The organism is Paracoccus alkanivorans (genome assembly GCF_003697785.1).
In the GTDB taxonomy this organism is placed as follows: Bacteria; Pseudomonadota; Alphaproteobacteria; order Rhodobacterales; family Rhodobacteraceae; genus Paracoccus; species Paracoccus alkanivorans.
Window position 1 is genome coordinate 178,755 of sequence record NZ_QOKZ01000004.1, and the last position, 16,549, is coordinate 195,303.

The 16,549-nt window shown below is 64.0% G+C and carries 16 protein-coding genes; 8 read left to right on the plus strand and 8 right to left on the minus strand.

Annotated features, from left to right (window positions below):
* Nucleotides 1–65 precede the first annotated feature (65 nt).
* Nucleotides 66–845 (plus strand): FCD domain-containing protein, encoded by a 780-nt coding sequence (locus tag C9E81_RS12040; protein WP_122112600.1) that lies wholly within the window; start codon nt 66–68, stop codon nt 843–845.
* Nucleotides 846–851: 6 nt separating this feature from the next.
* Here C9E81_RS12040 and C9E81_RS12045 read toward each other — a convergent pair whose 3' ends face one another.
* Entirely contained in the window at nt 852–1,877 is a 1,026-nt protein-coding gene (locus C9E81_RS12045; protein ID WP_122112601.1) for an NAD(P)/FAD-dependent oxidoreductase, read from the minus strand.
* A 188-nt stretch (nt 1,878–2,065) separates the two neighbouring features.
* On the opposite strand from C9E81_RS12045, the gene mnmC2 reads away from it, so the two are divergent.
* Nucleotides 2,066–2,794 (plus strand): tRNA (5-methylaminomethyl-2-thiouridine)(34)-methyltransferase MnmC2, encoded by a 729-nt coding sequence (mnmC2, locus tag C9E81_RS12050; RefSeq protein WP_122112602.1) that lies wholly within the window; start codon nt 2,066–2,068, stop codon nt 2,792–2,794.
* Nucleotides 2,795–2,803: 9 nt separating this feature from the next.
* On the opposite strand, the gene C9E81_RS12055 is transcribed toward mnmC2, so the two are convergent.
* From C9E81_RS12055 to C9E81_RS12070, 4 genes are read right to left on the minus strand one after another with little or no spacing between them, the layout of a single operon-like run.
* Nucleotides 2,804–3,529, minus strand: coding sequence for a rhomboid family intramembrane serine protease (locus tag C9E81_RS12055; protein ID WP_122112603.1), 726 nt, complete (start codon nt 3,527–3,529; stop codon nt 2,804–2,806).
* Nucleotides 3,530–3,533: 4 nt separating this feature from the next.
* On the minus strand, nt 3,534–4,172 hold the full coding sequence (locus C9E81_RS12060) for a glycosyltransferase family 29 protein (RefSeq protein ID WP_122112604.1): 639 nt from the start codon (nt 4,170–4,172) through the stop codon (nt 3,534–3,536).
* The gene (locus C9E81_RS12065) at nt 4,169–5,206 is read right to left on the minus strand and encodes a glycosyltransferase family 4 protein (protein ID WP_122112605.1); all 1,038 of its coding nucleotides are present in this window, start codon (nt 5,204–5,206) and stop codon (nt 4,169–4,171) included. The genes C9E81_RS12060 and C9E81_RS12065 overlap by 4 nt, the downstream gene beginning before the upstream one ends.
* Nucleotide 5,207: 1 nt before the next feature.
* Nucleotides 5,208–6,848, minus strand: coding sequence for an MFS transporter (locus tag C9E81_RS12070; protein WP_122112847.1), 1,641 nt, complete (start codon nt 6,846–6,848; stop codon nt 5,208–5,210).
* Between the two features lie 401 nt (nt 6,849–7,249).
* Here C9E81_RS12070 and C9E81_RS12075 point away from each other — a divergent pair, with 401 nt between their 5' ends.
* The 3 genes from C9E81_RS12075 to C9E81_RS12085 all read left to right on the plus strand — a co-directional run bounded on the left by C9E81_RS12075 (nt 7,250) and on the right by C9E81_RS12085 (nt 9,901).
* Nucleotides 7,250–8,041, plus strand: a complete 792-nt coding sequence (locus C9E81_RS12075; protein ID WP_122112606.1) for a L,D-transpeptidase — start codon at nt 7,250–7,252, stop codon at nt 8,039–8,041.
* Between the two features lie 128 nt (nt 8,042–8,169).
* Nucleotides 8,170–8,940, plus strand: a complete 771-nt coding sequence (locus C9E81_RS12080; RefSeq protein WP_147457589.1) for a hypothetical protein — start codon at nt 8,170–8,172, stop codon at nt 8,938–8,940.
* Nucleotides 8,941–8,980: 40 nt separating this feature from the next.
* Nucleotides 8,981–9,901: a lytic transglycosylase domain-containing protein gene (locus C9E81_RS12085; RefSeq protein ID WP_122112608.1), complete on the plus strand. Its 921-nt coding sequence runs from the start codon at nt 8,981–8,983 to the stop codon at nt 9,899–9,901.
* Between the two features lie 20 nt (nt 9,902–9,921).
* Here the strand turns inward: C9E81_RS12085 and C9E81_RS12090 are convergent, their stop codons facing one another.
* Nucleotides 9,922–10,140, minus strand: coding sequence for an excalibur calcium-binding domain-containing protein (locus tag C9E81_RS12090; RefSeq protein ID WP_122112609.1), 219 nt, complete (start codon nt 10,138–10,140; stop codon nt 9,922–9,924).
* Between the two features lie 66 nt (nt 10,141–10,206).
* The gene (locus tag C9E81_RS12095; protein ID WP_122112848.1) at nt 10,207–12,414 is read right to left on the minus strand and encodes a primosomal protein N'; all 2,208 of its coding nucleotides are present in this window, start codon (nt 12,412–12,414) and stop codon (nt 10,207–10,209) included.
* Between the two features lie 121 nt (nt 12,415–12,535).
* Here C9E81_RS12095 and fsa point away from each other — a divergent pair, with 121 nt between their 5' ends.
* The 3 genes from fsa to C9E81_RS12110 are packed head-to-tail and all read left to right on the plus strand — an operon-like array spanning nt 12,536 to nt 14,833.
* Nucleotides 12,536–13,189 carry a fructose-6-phosphate aldolase gene (gene fsa / locus C9E81_RS12100; RefSeq protein ID WP_122112610.1) on the plus strand — a complete coding sequence of 218 codons (654 nt, stop codon included), beginning with the start codon at nt 12,536–12,538 and terminating at the stop codon, nt 13,187–13,189.
* Between the two features lie 28 nt (nt 13,190–13,217).
* Nucleotides 13,218–13,901, plus strand: a complete 684-nt coding sequence (locus C9E81_RS12105) for a DUF484 family protein (RefSeq protein ID WP_122112611.1) — start codon at nt 13,218–13,220, stop codon at nt 13,899–13,901.
* The gene (locus C9E81_RS12110; protein WP_122112612.1) at nt 13,898–14,833 is read left to right on the plus strand and encodes a tyrosine recombinase XerC; all 936 of its coding nucleotides are present in this window, start codon (nt 13,898–13,900) and stop codon (nt 14,831–14,833) included. Before C9E81_RS12105 ends, C9E81_RS12110 begins: the two co-directional genes overlap by 4 nt.
* A 621-nt stretch (nt 14,834–15,454) precedes the next feature.
* Here C9E81_RS12110 and C9E81_RS12120 read toward each other — a convergent pair.
* Entirely contained in the window at nt 15,455–16,546 is a 1,092-nt protein-coding gene (locus C9E81_RS12120) for a YeeE/YedE family protein (protein WP_122112614.1), read from the minus strand.
* Between the last annotated feature and the right edge of the window lie 3 nt (nt 16,547–16,549).

The window sequence follows — 16,549 nt, forward strand, 5'->3', positions numbered from 1 at the left end:
ACTTGGTAAAATAATTTGACCAAGCATGTCAAATCGGATTGTGTAGGAGCAATACAGGAGCCGTCATGTCCGGAAGCGCGATCAAATCCGAAAAGGCCGCCGAAAGCGTCGCCCGCCATATCGAGACGCTGATCCTTGAAGGCGCGCTGAGGCCCGGCGAGCAATTACTGCCCGAGCGGGAACTGGCCAAGCGCCTGGATGTTTCACGCCCCACCCTGCGAGACGGGCTGAAGGCGCTTCAGGAAAAGGGGCTGCTGCAGGCCGCTGACGGCAGGGGTTTGCGCGTCTCCCATCTGGGCGCGGCGGCCATCTCGGACCCGCTGCTGACATTGCTGTCCGAACGGGCGGAACTGGCGGATGACTACCTGGAGTTTCGCGATATCGTCGAATGCCAGGCCGCAGCGCTGGCCGCGAAACGCGCCAATGACATCGACCTGCGCCGCATCCACGCCTGTCTGGAGCGGATCGACCGGGCCCATGCGGCAGCCGATCCCGGACAGGAGGCGGAGGCCGATACCGAACTGCACCTGCTGATCTATGAAGCCAGCCATAATCTGGTGCTGCTGCAGGTCATGCGGGCGCTGTCGGGCAATCTGCGGCGCGACGTGATCCATAACCGTGGGCAGTTGTTCACCTTGCCGGGCACCCGAGAACAATTGCGCGAGCAGCACCGTGCCATCGCGCAGGCGATCATTGCCCGGGATTCCGGCGCCGCTCATGAGGCTGCGCATGGCCATCTGGCCTATATCCGCCGGAGGCTGCGCGAAATCCGCGAATCCGAAGCCAAGCTGGACGTGTCCCGGCGCAGGGATGCCGGGGGCGGGCTGGCTGCCCGGTCATCCTGAACCGGCCTATGCCAACCGAAACTCCCCGGGAATCGAGTCCCGCCCGTCCAGCAGAAGATCCGCCATTACCACGGCGATTTTCGGGGCCATGCCAAAGCCGATCTTGAAGCCCCCATTCGCAACAAAATGCCCTTCCCGCCCGGGCCATGGCCCCAATAGCGGCGCGCGGCTTTTCGCACGGGGCCGGCTCCCCGACCACCGGTCGATCACCGGAGCTTCGGCAAGTGCCGGACATATCCCGCGCGCCCTGGCGATGATATCGTCAAGCTGCGCATCGGTGCGATTATCCGTGAAATCATTTTCCGAAGTCGACCCGATCGCTACCGTTCCATCCTCGTGGGGTACGATATGAAGACCTCCGGCAAAAAGTTGCGCCGCCACCCCTGCATCAAAGCGCAACAAGGCGGACTGCCCCTTGACCCCCTTGCCCACCGGATGCCCCAGATCCTGCGAAAGCGCCTCCAGCCCCGGGGTCCCGGTCGCCCAAAGAACCGGACCGGAGACCTCGTGCGGATGCAATGCACGCCCCTCGACGATCTCGCCACCCCTGCCCCGGATGGCAGCGGCAAGGGCGGTCAATGCGGCGCGAGGATTGATCCTTGCGGTCAACCCGTCTTCCAGCCAAAGCCCCAAAGGGCTCTGCGGCGACAAAGGCGCGGCAGGCCGGTCCGTCAACCGCATCGCCATATGAGCAGGCCATTGCCGGGCCGAGGCCGCTATACGCGGCTGCAGCCTCTCGGCCTCTGCCGCATCGGCAACCGGCTGCACCCGCCCCACGCGACCGTAGCCCGTCGGCAATCCCGATACTGCCTCTACTCCGGCCCAGAAATCCGCAGCCATCAACAGGCTTTCCAGTTGAAACGCCTTCTTTCCGTTCCAGTTCTCGGGTGCATGCGGTGCCAGCGCCCCGACATGACCGCCCGACGAGCCCGCCCCGATGTGCTCAGCCTCGATCACCCGAAGCCGCGCGCCGCGCCGGACCAGTTCCCACGCGCAGCTCAGGCCAAGGATACCGCCGCCGACGACCGTCATATCGGCGCTGACTGATCTGCTGGGACTGGGCAAGGCGATCGCGAACCTTTACTGGAAACGGCAAGGTGGGAATACATCGCCATGCGGCCGTGGCGCAAGCCAGCGCCATCCACCTTACCTCCGATAGTTGCCACCGCGACAGCTTAACCTCTATAGCTGCTCAGATCCCGCAAGCATCGCCAACGAATATGCCCTCCAATTCAAAGCCGCCTTCTTCTTTGTCCAAATACCTCGGGGGTCCGGGGGCAGAGCCCCCGGCCATCGCGGGATGCGATGAGCCCGTGCTGGAATGGCGCGAAGGCGGGGTGCCAGTGGCGACCCGCTTCGACGATCCCTATTTCAGCCTCGCCGGCGGCCTGGCCGAGACCCGGCATGTCTTCCTGACCGGCAACGACCTGCCCGCGCGGCTTCGCCCCGGCTTCCATGTCGCGGAACTTGGCTTCGGCACCGGGCTGAACTGCCTCGCGCTGGCGGCGATCACGCAAGCTCCCGTGGCGATGACCAGTTTCGAGGCCTTCCCGATGAGCCTGCCGCAGCTTGAACAGGCCCATGCCGCGTTCCCCGAACTGGCCGGTCTTGCAGCGCAGCTTCGCGCCGGATGGGGGCAGCAGGTCATCCCGGTGGGGCAGGTCGAATTGCGGATGATCGAAGGCGATGTGCGCAAGACCCTGCCGCAATGGCAGGGATGCGCGGATGCATGGTTCCTGGACGGCTTTTCGCCCGCGAAAAACCCCGAGATGTGGTCGGGCGAACTGATGACCGAGGTTGGACGCCACACCGCCCCTGGCGGCAGCTTTGCCACCTACACCGCCGCCGGGAATGTGCGGCGGTCATTGGAGGCGGCAGGCTTTACCGTCGAGCGGCGCCCGGGCTTTGGCCGCAAGCGGCATATGAGCATCGGGCGCATGCCGGGTTGATGGCAGGTATCAGCGCCGCACACGCGGAATACGGCTTGGCGGATAGACCGCATCGGCATGAGGTGGCTTGCCATGGGTGCGGTTCCAGAACGAGGGGCCCCCACGCCGCAGGAACAGCGGCAAGGTCAGGATCAATCCGGCAACGAACCCTCCTGCATGCGCCCAATAGGCGACGCCGCCCTCTGATCCCACTGAACTGAAACCGCCGAAAAGCTGGATCGCAAACCACAGGCCCAGCATGATCCAGGCGGATACGGTGAATACCTTGAAAAAGATGATGAAGATGAAAAGGATATCGATCCGCGCCCTGGGGAACAGCAACAGGTATCCGCCCATTACGCCCGCAATTGCGCCCGAGGCACCGACCATCGGAACGGGCGAGAACGGATCGGCGGCGATCTGACCGGCCGCGGCGGCAAGCCCGCAAGCCAGGTAGAAGGCCAGAAAACCCAGTCTTCCCATCTGGTCCTCAAGGTTATCCCCGAAGATCCATAGAAACAGCATATTCCCGGCGATATGCATGAAACCCGCATGCAGGAACATGTGGGTCACCAATCCCGACAGCATTTCTCCGTTCGAGATCGCCAGCGGATACAATGCCAGCCGCGCCCACAGCATCTCTGCGCCATCCAGGGCGGGCAGGGTCACCAGATACATGACCACATTGGCGGCGATCAGCAGATAGGTGACAATCGGCCTGCGGCGGGACGGATTATGGTCGCGGATCGGAAACATGGGCTCACCCTCCGGAGGCCACGGACGGGCCAGACGGGGCCAGCCGTCCGTCATGCCGCGCCAGATCGTCGACCCATCCGGCCTCGGCGCTGAAATCATGCGGCACCTGCTTGGCGGTGCGATGGCCCGACAGACTCTGGCTGGCGAAGAAGTCGAAGCCGTAGAGTGTCAGCCGCGCCAGACCCGAACGCATCAGCAAATCGATCATCATCGCGCCGGTGGTGGGGGGCGCTCCAAGCCGGTCCTTCAGTGCCCGGTAATCGGCCAGCGGATGCAGGTAGAACCCGGCACTGGTCGCGCTTTGCCAATCCAGCCGCTTGCGCTTATGCGACATCCACAGGATACGTCCGGGGGCGATACGCCCCCGCTCCCGCGAGGACAGCCGGACGGCAAGCGCCAGCCAGTCGGTCCGGCTGCCATGGCTCTGCGCCGAGGGCATCGGCGCGCGATTGATGCGGACCACCAGATCGGCAGCGTCGATCTCGGCGCCATGGCTCGTCCCGGCCAGGGCACGGGCATTGCCGATCAGCGCCACGCTCTTGCCCTCCAGCGCGGCCAGCAGGTTGCCTTGCGGAACCGACAGCCGCGCAAGAACCGCCTCGTCGCGCATCAGCCGTGCGATATGGAAGCGCAGCGGAGTCACGGCCGCGCCAGCAATTCTCGATAGATATCGACCAGCGCCCGCGCCTCGGCCTCGATCCCGTGATTCCGGACGGCGTGTTCGCGGGCCGCTTGTCCCGCCCGGGCCAATGCATCCGGGTTGCCCAGCCAATCCGCCACCGCCTTTTGCATCGCAGCCTCATCCTGCGGCACGATCAATGTTCCGGCCCCGGGCACGATCAATTCCTCGAAGGCGCCGACGCGGGTGGCCACGACCGGCACGCCGCAGGCCATCGCCTCCAGCGGGGTCAGGCCGAACCCCTCCCATCGCTGCGGCGCCACATAAAGGTCGAGCGCGCCGTACCATTCGGCCATCCGGTCGACTGTCACCTCCGGCAAGAAACGGATTCGCCCGCCCAACCCGGCCTCCTCTACCTGCCGCTTCAGATCGGCAAGGTAGCCTTGATGCTTCTCGGTCGCCCGCCCCATGACCAGCGCCGTCACATTGGGCCGGGAAGGCAGAAGCGCAATCATCGCCTGCACGAAATCGCCGGTCCCCTTCTGCGCCCGGATGCGGCCATAGCAGCCGACCAGCAGACCGTCCGCAGGAAGCCCGAGTCTTTCGCGCAGCGCCGCCCGGTCCTCCGGCGGTGCGAAACCTTCGGTATCGATGCCGTGATGGATGACCTGCGCGGGGTGATCCAGATAGCCCGCTCCCTTGGCCGAGGTCGCCACCAGCGCGTCCATCCGGCCGATCAGCCATTTGGTATAGCCGCTATGCGTCCTTTGCGAGGCCGAGGTGAACAGCAGCCGATATTTGCGCCGCAAGAGCCGCGTCAGCACCAGCCCGAGCAGCATCTCGGTATTGCGCCGGGCGTGCCAGACCCGCCAGCGATCACGCGGCATCATTGCCGCGCGGATCAACGGGATATGTGGCAATCCCGGGGGCAAGCCGGGCCCAGTGGCACAGATCGCGATCATCCGGGCCTGCACCGGGATCAGCCTCACCACCGTCGCGGTCACACCCGACAGGCGACGCTTGAGATTGGGGGCGATGACCAGCGGGTTTTCCGTCATCTCAGGGCACCTCCAGTTTGCCGATCAGCGGAACGTCATCCTGCAGGCTGACGGAATGACGCTCTATCATGCGATGCACGACCGGATCGCCCTCCCCGATATGCAGGGCCCGCAATTCGGCAGTGACTTCGGCATCGGACTTGGTGCGGCGCAGGTTATGGCGGACATATTCGTCCCAGGTCGCGATGTGATAGCTTTCCGACCACAAGTCAGGATGCTCCAGATCGCGCAGCAGCGCCCAGTTCCGGGCGCCGTCGCGGCGGCGGATATTGCGACGCTTCTGCATCAGGCGCAGGAATTCCGGAACATCCTTCTGCGCGATCCGGTAGTCGACCATGATCATGATCGGACCGGACCGTCCGCGCAAATCCAGCCGCAGTGCCGGTTCCTGAAAGCGGTTCGCGGGATCGAGATCCAGCTTGCCGAATTCCGGCGCCCGGAACCACAGCCCGACCAGCGCGCCCAGTGCGAGAAACGCCCCTGCCATGGTCAGGGCAGTGCCCAGCCCCTGCGCACCCGCCACGCCGCCCCAGATCCACGAGCCCGCCGCCATGCCGCCGAATGTCGCCGTCTGATACAGCGCCAGTGCCCGCGCCACGACCCAACGCGGGGTGGACAGTTGAACCGTCACGTTGAACAGCGATAGTGCCAGAACCCATGAAGCGCCCGCCGGCAGCATGGCCAGCGCATGAAGCCAGACCGATCGCGTCTGCCCCAGGATCGCCGCGGCAAGGGCAAAGCCCAGAAAGGCGACGCGGATCACGATCTCGTTGTCGAAGCTCTCCCGAATGCGCGGGTTGAACATTGCCCCGGCAATCGCCCCGACCCCGAAACAGCCAAGCAGCCCGCCGAACAGCAACGACCCTCCTTCGGGATGGCTTTTGGCCACCAGCGGCAGCAGCGCCAATACCGATACGCCCGCAAAGCCGAACAGTGCCGCGCGCAGGATGACCCGCAGCAGATTGGGCGACAAAGCGACATAGCGAAGCCCCGCCCCTACGGCCGAGACAAAGGGCTCGCGTCGTATGGTTTGAGGTGCGACATCCGGTTTCCACCACGCCAATGCTCCGATCAGCGGTAGGTAGCTCATGGCGTTCACGGTAAAGGCCGCCGCCGCGCCAAAACCGGCCACGATGAAGCCGCCGACGGCCGGGCCGACGCTGCGCATCAGGTTGAAGCCGACCGAGTTCAGTGTCACCGCGGCGGGCAGATCCTCTCGCGGGACCAGATCACCCATGCTGGCCTGCCAAGGCGGGTTATACAGGGCCTGCCCCGATCCGATCAGGAAGGTAAAGCCCAGAAGCAACCACGGCGTCAGCCATCCCTGCCATGCCACGAAGGCCAGCAAGGCAGAGATCAGCAGCATCAGGCTTTGCGCAGCCAGCAGCAGCAACTTGCGATCGAACAGATCCGCCAACGCCCCCGATATCAGTGCCAACAGCATGATAGGCAGCGTATTGGACGCCTGGACCAGTGCAATCAGCGTTGCGCTTTCGGTCAACTGTGTCATCAGCCACGCGGCACCGACCGCCTGAACCAACCCGCCGAAATTCGATGCCAGTGTCGCGCTCCACAGGATGCGGAAATCATGATGCCGAAAAGGGGCGAAGGCCGAGGATCGGGCGGAATCTTTATGTGTCACGTCGGATGTCACTGCTGGTTTCGGGGCAGCTTAGACAGGCTCTGCCCGAAGGGCAATCAGCCCCCGACATGGTGTCACCCATATTCATTGCGTCGGCAGATAGCCCACATTCACGTGAACTCCCTGAAAGACATAATGAAGTTCCCGTGATGAAAATCATCCTCCGGTTGCATTCATCCTATAGAAACACCCTGAATGCGAATTTTCTAGGGCTGATTGGCCACAGCCTTTAATCAATTCTCCATATGACCGGCCAGCAGGGTTGACTGCCTGACCCCGCGACAGGCTGATGGAATTAGCTCGAATCGCGTGTGGTTCTGCTCCCTGCGGGATTCGCAAGAGTAAAATTGCCTCGGATGCCCCGTCTTCGGGGCATCTGCTGCCGAATAAGGAAATTGAAGATGCGCTTAGCATATCTGCTTGCAGTGGCGGCTTTTGGTCTGTCCGCCTGCGGTTCCAGTCAGACACCGATAAATCTTGGCGGCGCGGATGTGCCCGCAATCTATGAAGCCCGCACCGATACCGGCCCCAACGGCGAGTCGATAGAGATCCCCGCGGTGCGCGCGGCCTATCTGAATGAGCGCAACCAGCGCCAGCGCGTCCCCTATAACGGTCCCGAGGCACCCGGAACCATCGTGGTCGATCCCTATGCCCGGGTGCTTTACCACGTGCTCGAAAATGGCGAGGCAATGCGCTTTGGTATTGCCGTAGGTCGTGCCGGCAAGGGCTTCAGCGGCGACGGGGTTATCTCGGTCAAGAAGCAATGGCCAAGCTGGACACCCACTCAGAACATGATCCGCACCGAGCCTGAGCTTTATGCGCAATTCGCTGGCGGCCTGCCGGGCGGCGTCGACAACCCGTTGGGATCGCGTGCATTGTATCTTTATCGCAATGGCCGCGATACCTATTACCGTATCCACGGCACCATGGATCCCTCCTCGATCGGCAAGGCCACCTCGGCGGGCTGTATTCGCCTGTTCAACCAGGACATCATGGACCTGTTCGACGAAACCGAACTGGGCACCCGTGTCACGGTTCGCAGCCAGGCCGAAAGCCTGCGCTTCGAAGGCCCGCTGATCGAAACACCCGAGGGCTATGTCATCCCCGCGCGCGAGCAGGCCCAGGCAACCGCGGTAGCGGCGGCTCCGACAACACAGCCACCACTGGTTGAAAGTGCCGTTCCAGCGCGATGAGCCGTGCTTGGAAGCCGATGCGTTTTGCTGGCCCCGATCGCTGATCGGGGCCATTTCAATTGCAAATTTCCGCGCGCTAACGCAATCTGCGCGGAAAACATATCCATAAGCCTCCACGAGGAAGCGCAATGCCTAACTATATGAAACTCGAACAGGACATTCTGCCCGCCAAAGAGCAATCGCTGGCCACGGCCAGCAGGCAGCCGGCCATTGCTGCATTGGACGCGCCAGGTCTGATACGGCTTATCGATGATCTCACGAAAGCGCTCGCAACCGCCGGCGAGCCCGGCAAGGATGGCAAGGTGACGCGCGCCGACCTGCTGGCCACCGCCCTGCGCCGGGCCATGAACGAGCGACGCCGACGCGGCCTGACAGCCGAGGGTAAGCCAAGGGGCGGCACAGGCACCAAATCCGCCACGGCAAAACCCGCGAGCACCTCGCGAACCTCCCCCGCCAAGGCAAAAACCGTCACGCGCCGCGAAACGCGCAAGCCCGCCGGTCGCAAGACCTCCGAAACACGTAAACCCGATCAGAGAACAGGTTCGCGTCGGATCGCCAAGCTTCCCGCAAAGCCTGCCCCGCTCAAACCAGCCATCCGGCCCGAACCGGCAGCAGCAGTCGTTGCGCCGTCGCCGATAGCGGCCCCCAAGGCCGAAGCGGTTTCGTCCGGTTCCGAAGCCTTACCCGTGGACACCGCCAAGGCCGCGAAGAAAGCTGCGAAGAAAGCCGCCCTGAAAGTCGCGAAACAGGCAGAAAAAGAGCTTAAGAAAGCTGCCAGGAAAGCCGAAAAGGAAGCTGAGCGCGCCGCCCGGAAGGCAGCGAAGAAGGTCGCGCGAAAGGCAGCTATCAAGGCCCCCGACTCCAAGGAAAAAGCCAAGAAATCCGGCAAGAAAAAATGATCCCTGGCTTTCGAACACCACCGGGATCCCTTGCCTGAAGATGCGCCATTTCACGTTTCTTATTGCGATCCTGCTCATTATCTCCGGCCAGGCCCTCGCCCGGCCTGCCGTGGACGCCGTGCAAGGCCGCCCGCCTGCCGAGACGGGCGAAGAAACGCGCTGCTCGGATGACGGGCGCGATTGCGTCCGGCTGGAACATTATGCAAGCGATGTCTGCCGGCTGATCGAGCGCAATGCCTCGGAACATGAACTCGACCCGAATTTCCTCGCACGCCTGCTATGGAAGGAAAGCCGCTTCGAACCCGGCGCGATCAGCCCCGCAGGCGCATTGGGGATCGCACAATTCATGCCGGGAACCGCCGATCTTTATGATCTCGACGATCCGTTCAATCCGGCACAGGCCATCCGCAAGGCGGCGTGGTATCTTGACTATCTGCGCGACAGTTTCGGCAATATCGGGCTGGCCGCCATCGCATATAACGGCGGCGAAAACCGTGCTGCCCGGTTTATCGCCAAACAGACCACCCTGCCCTATGAAACGCTGGATTACGTCGAGGCCATCACCGGCTACAGCGCCCTGCGCTGGCGCGACAACCCGCCCGGGGACGATGACCTGAAGCTCGCCCTGAATTCCGAGCCGGAGTTCCGCTCCGCCTGCGAGAAGATGGCGGGTGATCGCAGCCTGCGCGAGTTCATCATCCAGCCGCGCGTTTTTCCGTGGGGTGTGATCGTCGCCAGCCATCCAAGCCGATCCGGCGCAATCCAGCAGGTCAACCGCCTGAACCGCAGTCTGCATCCAATCCTCGGAGGCAAACGCGTCGGCTATGTCCGCAAGAAGCTGAGCGGCATGCCACGCACGATTTACACCGCTCAAGTCGGTTATGAAAGCCGGAGCGAAGCCGCCAGTTTCTGCCTGAAATTCAAGAAAATCGGTGGCCGCTGCATCGTGCTGAAGAATTGATGCCGGGATAGTTCGGGCATTCACGGCTCGCAGGCGATACCATCGCCGTCCTGATCCAGTCTGTATTCATCCGGTCCGACGACGCGGACTGGCCCCTGAACATATTCAGGGCCGTTTCCGCTGCCGCTGGCACAATCCACATCGCTGGCGATCGGAACACACACTCCGTCGTAATTGGGATGACAATCCTGAGCGATAGCAGGACCCGCAAATAAAGCCATGAAAACCAGAAACCGCATTAACCTTCTCCCTTCCCGGTAAATGCGGCAATCATCCTGCTCTTGGCAAGAGCCGGTTTGCCCATCCTACAGGAAACTCTGTGGATCGATATCCACGGCCAGTCGCAGATTGGTCGGCGGCTTGTGCGGTGCCAGCCAGTCGGCGATCGCCGCCTGCAGCGGGGCCTGGCGCGGTGCATGGATCAACATCCGCATCCGCTGACGCCCCCTGACCCGGGCGATGGGCGCCGGTGCAGGCCCCCATAATTCGGCACCGGCCTCGCGCAATATTTCCGCGTTTTCCGCCAGTTTCCGCGCGAACCCTGCGACCGTGGCAAGGTCGGGATGCGACAGGATGATCCCTGCCAGCCGTCCGAAAGGAGGCATCCCGGCCGCCTGCCGCCCCGCCGCCTCGGCATCCCAGAAGGCCTCGTCCTCGCCCGACAGAATCGCCCGGATGACCGCGTGATCGGGCTGATGCGTTTGTAGCATCGCCACACCCGGCGTCTGCCCGGATTGCCGCCCCGCGCGCCCTGCCACCTGCCGCATCAGTTGAAAGGACCGCTCCGCCGCCCGCAGGTCGGCGCCCTGCAGCCCCAGATCCGCGTCGATCACACCAACCAGCGTAAGCCTTGGAAAATTGTGCCCTTTGGCGACGATCTGTGTGCCGATGATGATATCCGTATCGCCCTCGGCAATCGCCGCGATGGTCTCTTTCAGCGCCCGCGCCGAATGGAACAGGTCCGAGGAAAGCACCGTCGCCTTCGCATCGGGAAACCGTTCCGCGACCTCTTCAGCGATGCGTTCGACACCGGGTCCTATAGGCGCCAGCTTGCCCTCGACCCCGCAGGACGGGCAGGCCGTGGGGATCACCCGAGTCTCGCCGCATTGATGGCAGACAAGCCGGTTCTGGAAACGGTGTTCGACCATTCGCGCATCGCATTGATGACAGCCGATCTGCTCGCCACAGGCCCGGCAAACCGTCACCGGCGCAAACCCCCTGCGGTTCAGAAACAGCAGGGATTGCTGGCCCTGCGCCAACCGTGCCTCGACCGCTTCTGCAAGGGTCGGCGAAATCCAGCGCCCCGACGGCATGTCTTCGGCACGCAGGTCGATGGCGGTCATGTCGGGCAGTTCCGCCTCGCCATAGCGCGAGCGCAAATCCAGCCGCCGGTATTTCCCGCTGCCCGCATTCACCCAGCTTTCAAGGCTTGGCGTGGCCGAGGCCAGCACCACCTGGGCCTTGCAAATCGAGGCCCGCAGCACCGCCATGTCGCGAGCATTGTAGTAAACCACGTCCTCCTGCTTGTAGCTGCCGTCATGTTCCTCATCGACGACGATCAGCCCAAGATCGCGGAATGGCAGGAACAGCGCCGAACGCGCGCCAACCACCAGCCCGACCTCTCCTCGCCCGGCCATATGCCACAGGCGGCGGCGTTCGGTGCGGGTGATGCCGCTATGCCATTCCCCGGGACGCGCGCCGAAACGCGCCTCGACACGTTCCAGGAACTCGGCCGAAAGCGCAATCTCCGGCAGCAGAACAAGCGCCTGCCGCCCCTGCGCCAGACATTCGGCGACGGCCTCCAGATAGACCTCGGTCTTGCCTGAGCCGGTGACGCCGCGCAGCAGCGTTGTGCCGTAGCCGCCTTCGCGGATCGCGCCACGCAGGCTGTCGGCGGCGGCCTGCTGATCCTCGGCAAGCGATTTTCCGGGCAGCGATGGATCGAGACGCGGATAGGGCAGGTCACGCGGCGCCTCGATCTCTGCCAGAGTGCCTTGCGCAACCAGTCCCTTGACTACCGATGTCCCGACCCCGGCCAGTTGCGCAAGCTCGGACGGCGCAAAACTGGCCCCGCCGTGATCGGCCATGACCTGCAGAACGCGCGAGCGCGCCTCTGTCATCCGATCCGGGGGCTCGCCGGCGGGCACGATGACACGGCGGGCGGCAGGCGGCTGGTCCAGATCCGGCGCGCGCGTGGCCATGCGCAGCATCAGTGGCGGCGGAGTCAGGGTGTAATCGGCGGCACGGATCAGGAAATCGATAAAGCCGGGCTGGAACGGCTCGGCCTCCAGCGCCTTGCCGGCCGGGCGCAGCTTGGCGGGATCGAAATCACCGGTTCCCTCGCCCCAGACCAGTCCCAGCACCCGGCGCGGCCCAAGGGGCACGCGCACGAGCTGCCCCTGCCTGACGCCACCCTCGGGCGCAAGATAATCCAGCACGCCCACGGGTTCGGTCGTCAGCACGGCAATCCGGCTGCGCGGGGGGAAATGGGCTGGTGGGCTTTCATCGTTCATTGCGCAGATAAAGCCGACCTGCCGGGCAGGTTGCAAGTCCGCGCATCATGGGTTGTCCCTCTTTCCGACGGACCCCATCTGGAGTATGACGCTCACGAACCGCCACAAAGGGAGCCGGACCATGAAATTCTTTGTCGATACCGCAGATGTTGCCGCTATCAGGGAGCTCAATGATCTGGGCATGGTGGACGGTGTCACGACCAATCCGTCATTGATCCTGAAAGCCGGGCGCGACATCACCGAAGTCACCCGCGAAATCTGCGAGATGGTGGACGGCCCGGTCAGCGCCGAGGTCGTGGCCGAGAAGGCCGATGACATGATCCGCGAAGGCAAGACACTTGCCAAGATCGCCGACAATATCGCCGTGAAGGTGCCGTTGACCTGGGACGGGCTGAAAGCCTGCCGCGCGCTGTCGGACGACGGCCACATGGTCAATGTCACCCTGTGCTTCTCGCCTGCGCAGGCGATTCTGGCGGCGAAGGCCGGTGCGACCTTCATCAGCCCCTTCATCGGCCGGTTGGACGACATCCATCTGGACGGGGTCGAACTGATTGCCGATATCCGGGAAATCTACGACAATTACGGCTACGAGACGCAGATCCTCGCGGCCTCGATCCGTTCGGTCAACCATATCATCGAGGTTGGCAAGATCGGCACCGATGTCATCACCGCACCGCCCGCCGTCATCAAGTCGATGGCGAACCATGTCTTGACCGACAAGGGCCTGGCGCAGTTCAATGCCGATTGGGAAAAGACCGGTCAGAAAATCGGCTGAGAGCGGCATGACATCGAAAGGGGCAGGAATGACGTTGGAACTCGATCAGGAGATTCGAGACAAGCTTCTGGCCGATCCCGGCGTCATCCTCGCCGACCGCGACCTGATGCGGGCGCTTGTCGATGCGCGCGAGGCCGAGATCGGCGACAATGTCATCGACATCCGCGGCCGCGCAATGGAGGCGCTGGAGACCCGGCTCGACCGGCTTGAGGCGCAGCATGAAAGCGTCATCGCCACGGCCTATGACAACCAGTCGGGAACTGCGGTGGTGCACCGGGCGGTGATCGGCCTGCTCGAGGCCGCCGATCTGGAGGAATTCATCGACAGCCTTCAGACCGAGATCGCGCCGCTTCTGCGGATCGAGACGCTGCGGCTGGTGGTCGAGGAAACTCCTGCCATTCCGGGCCTGCCCGAGGATGTGATCGTCACGCCCGAAGGCAGTATTGACCAGATCATCGCAGCAGGCCGCCGCGCGCCCCGTGGTGACGACATCGTCCTGCGTGCCGCCGAGCCGATCACAAAGCCGGCCCATGCCCGCGATGTCGCCTCGGAGGCGCTCCTGCCTCTTGACCTGGGGGCCAAGCGCCCAAAGGCGGTGCTGCTGATGGGCAGCGCCGACAAGTCGCGCTTCATGCCCGCCCATGGCACCGACCTGCTGCGATTCTTCGGGCAGGTGTTCCGGCTGGTGCTGATCATGCGGCTTAGGGCATGACCTCGCCCGGCCCGCTGGCCCTCGCCCCCGCCATGGCGGATGCGCTGGCCCGCTGGCTGGAGATCGAGGCCGCGACCCGCGATCGCTCCGCCCACACGATCACGGCCTACCGCGCCGATCTGCTGGCCTTCCTGGGTTTCCTGAGCGGGCATCACGGCGAGGCTGCCACGCCGAAATCTCTGGCATCCCTGCGGCAGGCGGATATGCGCGCCTTCGCCGCCTCTGAACGGGCGCGGGGGCTGGGCGCGCGTTCATTGGCGCGAAGGCAATCGGCGGTGCGCAGTTTCCTGCGCTGGCTCTCGGACCGCGAGGGCTTCGACCTGTCCGCAGCACTCGCGAGCCGCAGTCCGAAATATGCTCGGTCCCTGCCCCGCCCGCTTTCACCCGATCAGGCGCAGGATGCGCTGGACATGGTTGCGGTGGGGCATGACACGCCATGGGTCTCGGCCCGCGATGTGGCGGTGATGACACTTCTCTGGGGCTGCGGGCTGCGAATTTCCGAGGCGTTGCGGTTGGATGGCCGCGACTGGCCCTTTCGCGAGGCACTGGTGATTGCCGGCAAGGGCGGCAAGGAGCGGCATGTGCCGGTATTGCCCGTAGCACATGAAGCGGTGGCCGAATATCTGCGTCTCTGTCCCTGGCGGCAGGCCCTGGATCAGCCATTGTTCCGTGGCGTGCGCGGGGGCAGGTTGGGCCAGGACGCCATCGCCTCGGCACTGCGGCGGGCGCGGGCGGCACTGGGGCTTCCGCCCTCGGCGACTCCGCATGCGCTGCGCCATTCCTTTGCCACCCATCTGCTTGCCGCCGGGGGTGATTTGCGCACCATCCAGGAGTTGCTGGGTCATGCCAGCCTGTCCACGACACAGGTCTATACCGGTGTGGATGATGCCCATCTGATGGCCGTCTATCGGGCCGCCCATCCGCGACGGTGACGGCTTAACCCTGTATCAATCGTTGGATGACAGGGTTAGCGTGTTCCAATGCGGGCGTGGATCGTGGCGGCAAAAACACAAACAGCAGCGTTGTTTCCCGGTATCGGAGCACTACTCCCATCTCTCCTTGCAGCCGCTGGCATGCTTGCCCCGACCTCTTCCACCGCCTCATCCTTCGAAACCTTTGGCGATACTGCGCAGATTGTCCTGCCTCTGGCCGCTGCGTATTGCGCGGGGCATAATGATCGCCTTGCGTCATTCCTTGCAGATTACGGCAAGACCACGATTCTGGTGCATGGTTCAAAAATGGGCCTCGGAAATGCCCCGATCAACCGGCGCCCGAGCGGGGGAGACCGGGGTTTCCCCTCGGGCCATACAGCCTCGGCATTCGCGGGGGGCGGCGGAACTGTCGCGCCACTGCACCGCGACAAGCCGGACCGCACAAGGGGTCTTCTATAGCACAACCCTGCTTGTCGGGTTATCGCGAATCGATGCGAATGCCCATAACGCCGGGCAAGTAGCGGCCGGAGCCCTTGTCGGCATGACCGCCGGCTCGATGCGGTTCGGGATCAGCCTGGACAGGCTGGGGGTTCGGATCGGGATCGAATTCTGATCCGGCACTCAGCGCTGAAGCCGCACCGGGTGATGCGCGGCGGCAGCCTCGCGGTCCACGATCCGATCCGCCACCCATGCCCCGATGAAAAAGCACATGGTCGCCAGCATCAGCGGCCCGACAAAGATCGATACACCGGTGACACCCGCCCCGATCGCGCAGCCGCCTGCCAGAACGCCTCCGAATCCCATCAGCGCCCCGCCGCCGAGCGAACGCAGCATCTGCGGGACGCTGTGATAACCCTCCAATCGCAACTCCCGACCGGCCAGCGCACCGAGAAAGGCGCCGAGAAACACCCCGGGGATCAGGCCGAGGCTGAAGTCCAGCGCGAACTCGGCGGTCATCAGCGACAGCACAACCCCGGCCGAGGGTGCCGCGAAAGTCGCCGAGACGACGCCCAGAGGCTCGAAAGATACCAGAGATTGCGTATAGGTCAGCACCCATCCGATGGTGATGGCGATGCCGGTGATCATCGCAAATACACCCGCAGACAGGCCGGTGCCCGTGCGACGCGCCAGCCCAACAGCCACAAGCAGCATGGCGGCACCGACCAGCACCCCAAACAATGGTCCCGCACCGAGTTCCGCCAGCAGGTCCATGTTGCGGCCCCCTGCGGTCATCGACATCCCGTTCACCCATTGCCGCACCGGGGCGAGGAAGCCACCGATGGTGAACTGTGCGACCAGCGCAAAGACAAGCCCCGCCAGCATGCAGCGCAGATTGCCGGTGCCTGCCAGAACCAGAAGCCGCCCCGAACAGCCGCGCGCCAGCACCATGCCGATGCCAAAGATCAGGCCGCCGATGACCGCCCCGGACCAGCTTCCCGCGAAATTCATCAGTTGCGCCGTATCCGCGTCAAACAGCCCCGTCATCCGCGCCCCCTGCGCCGACAATACAGCCGCCCCGACCGCCATGAGCCAGATAGCCATGCGCGAACCGGGACGACCTCGCGCCAGTTCCACCGCCGCCGAACGCAGGCAGAAGGCAGAGCGCTGTGCCGCAAAACCGAACAATGCGCCGGTCAGCAGCCCGATCAACAATGCAGTCGTCAGATCGCCCAAACGCTCGGATATGTCGGTCAGCAATGTGGGCAGATCCATGGC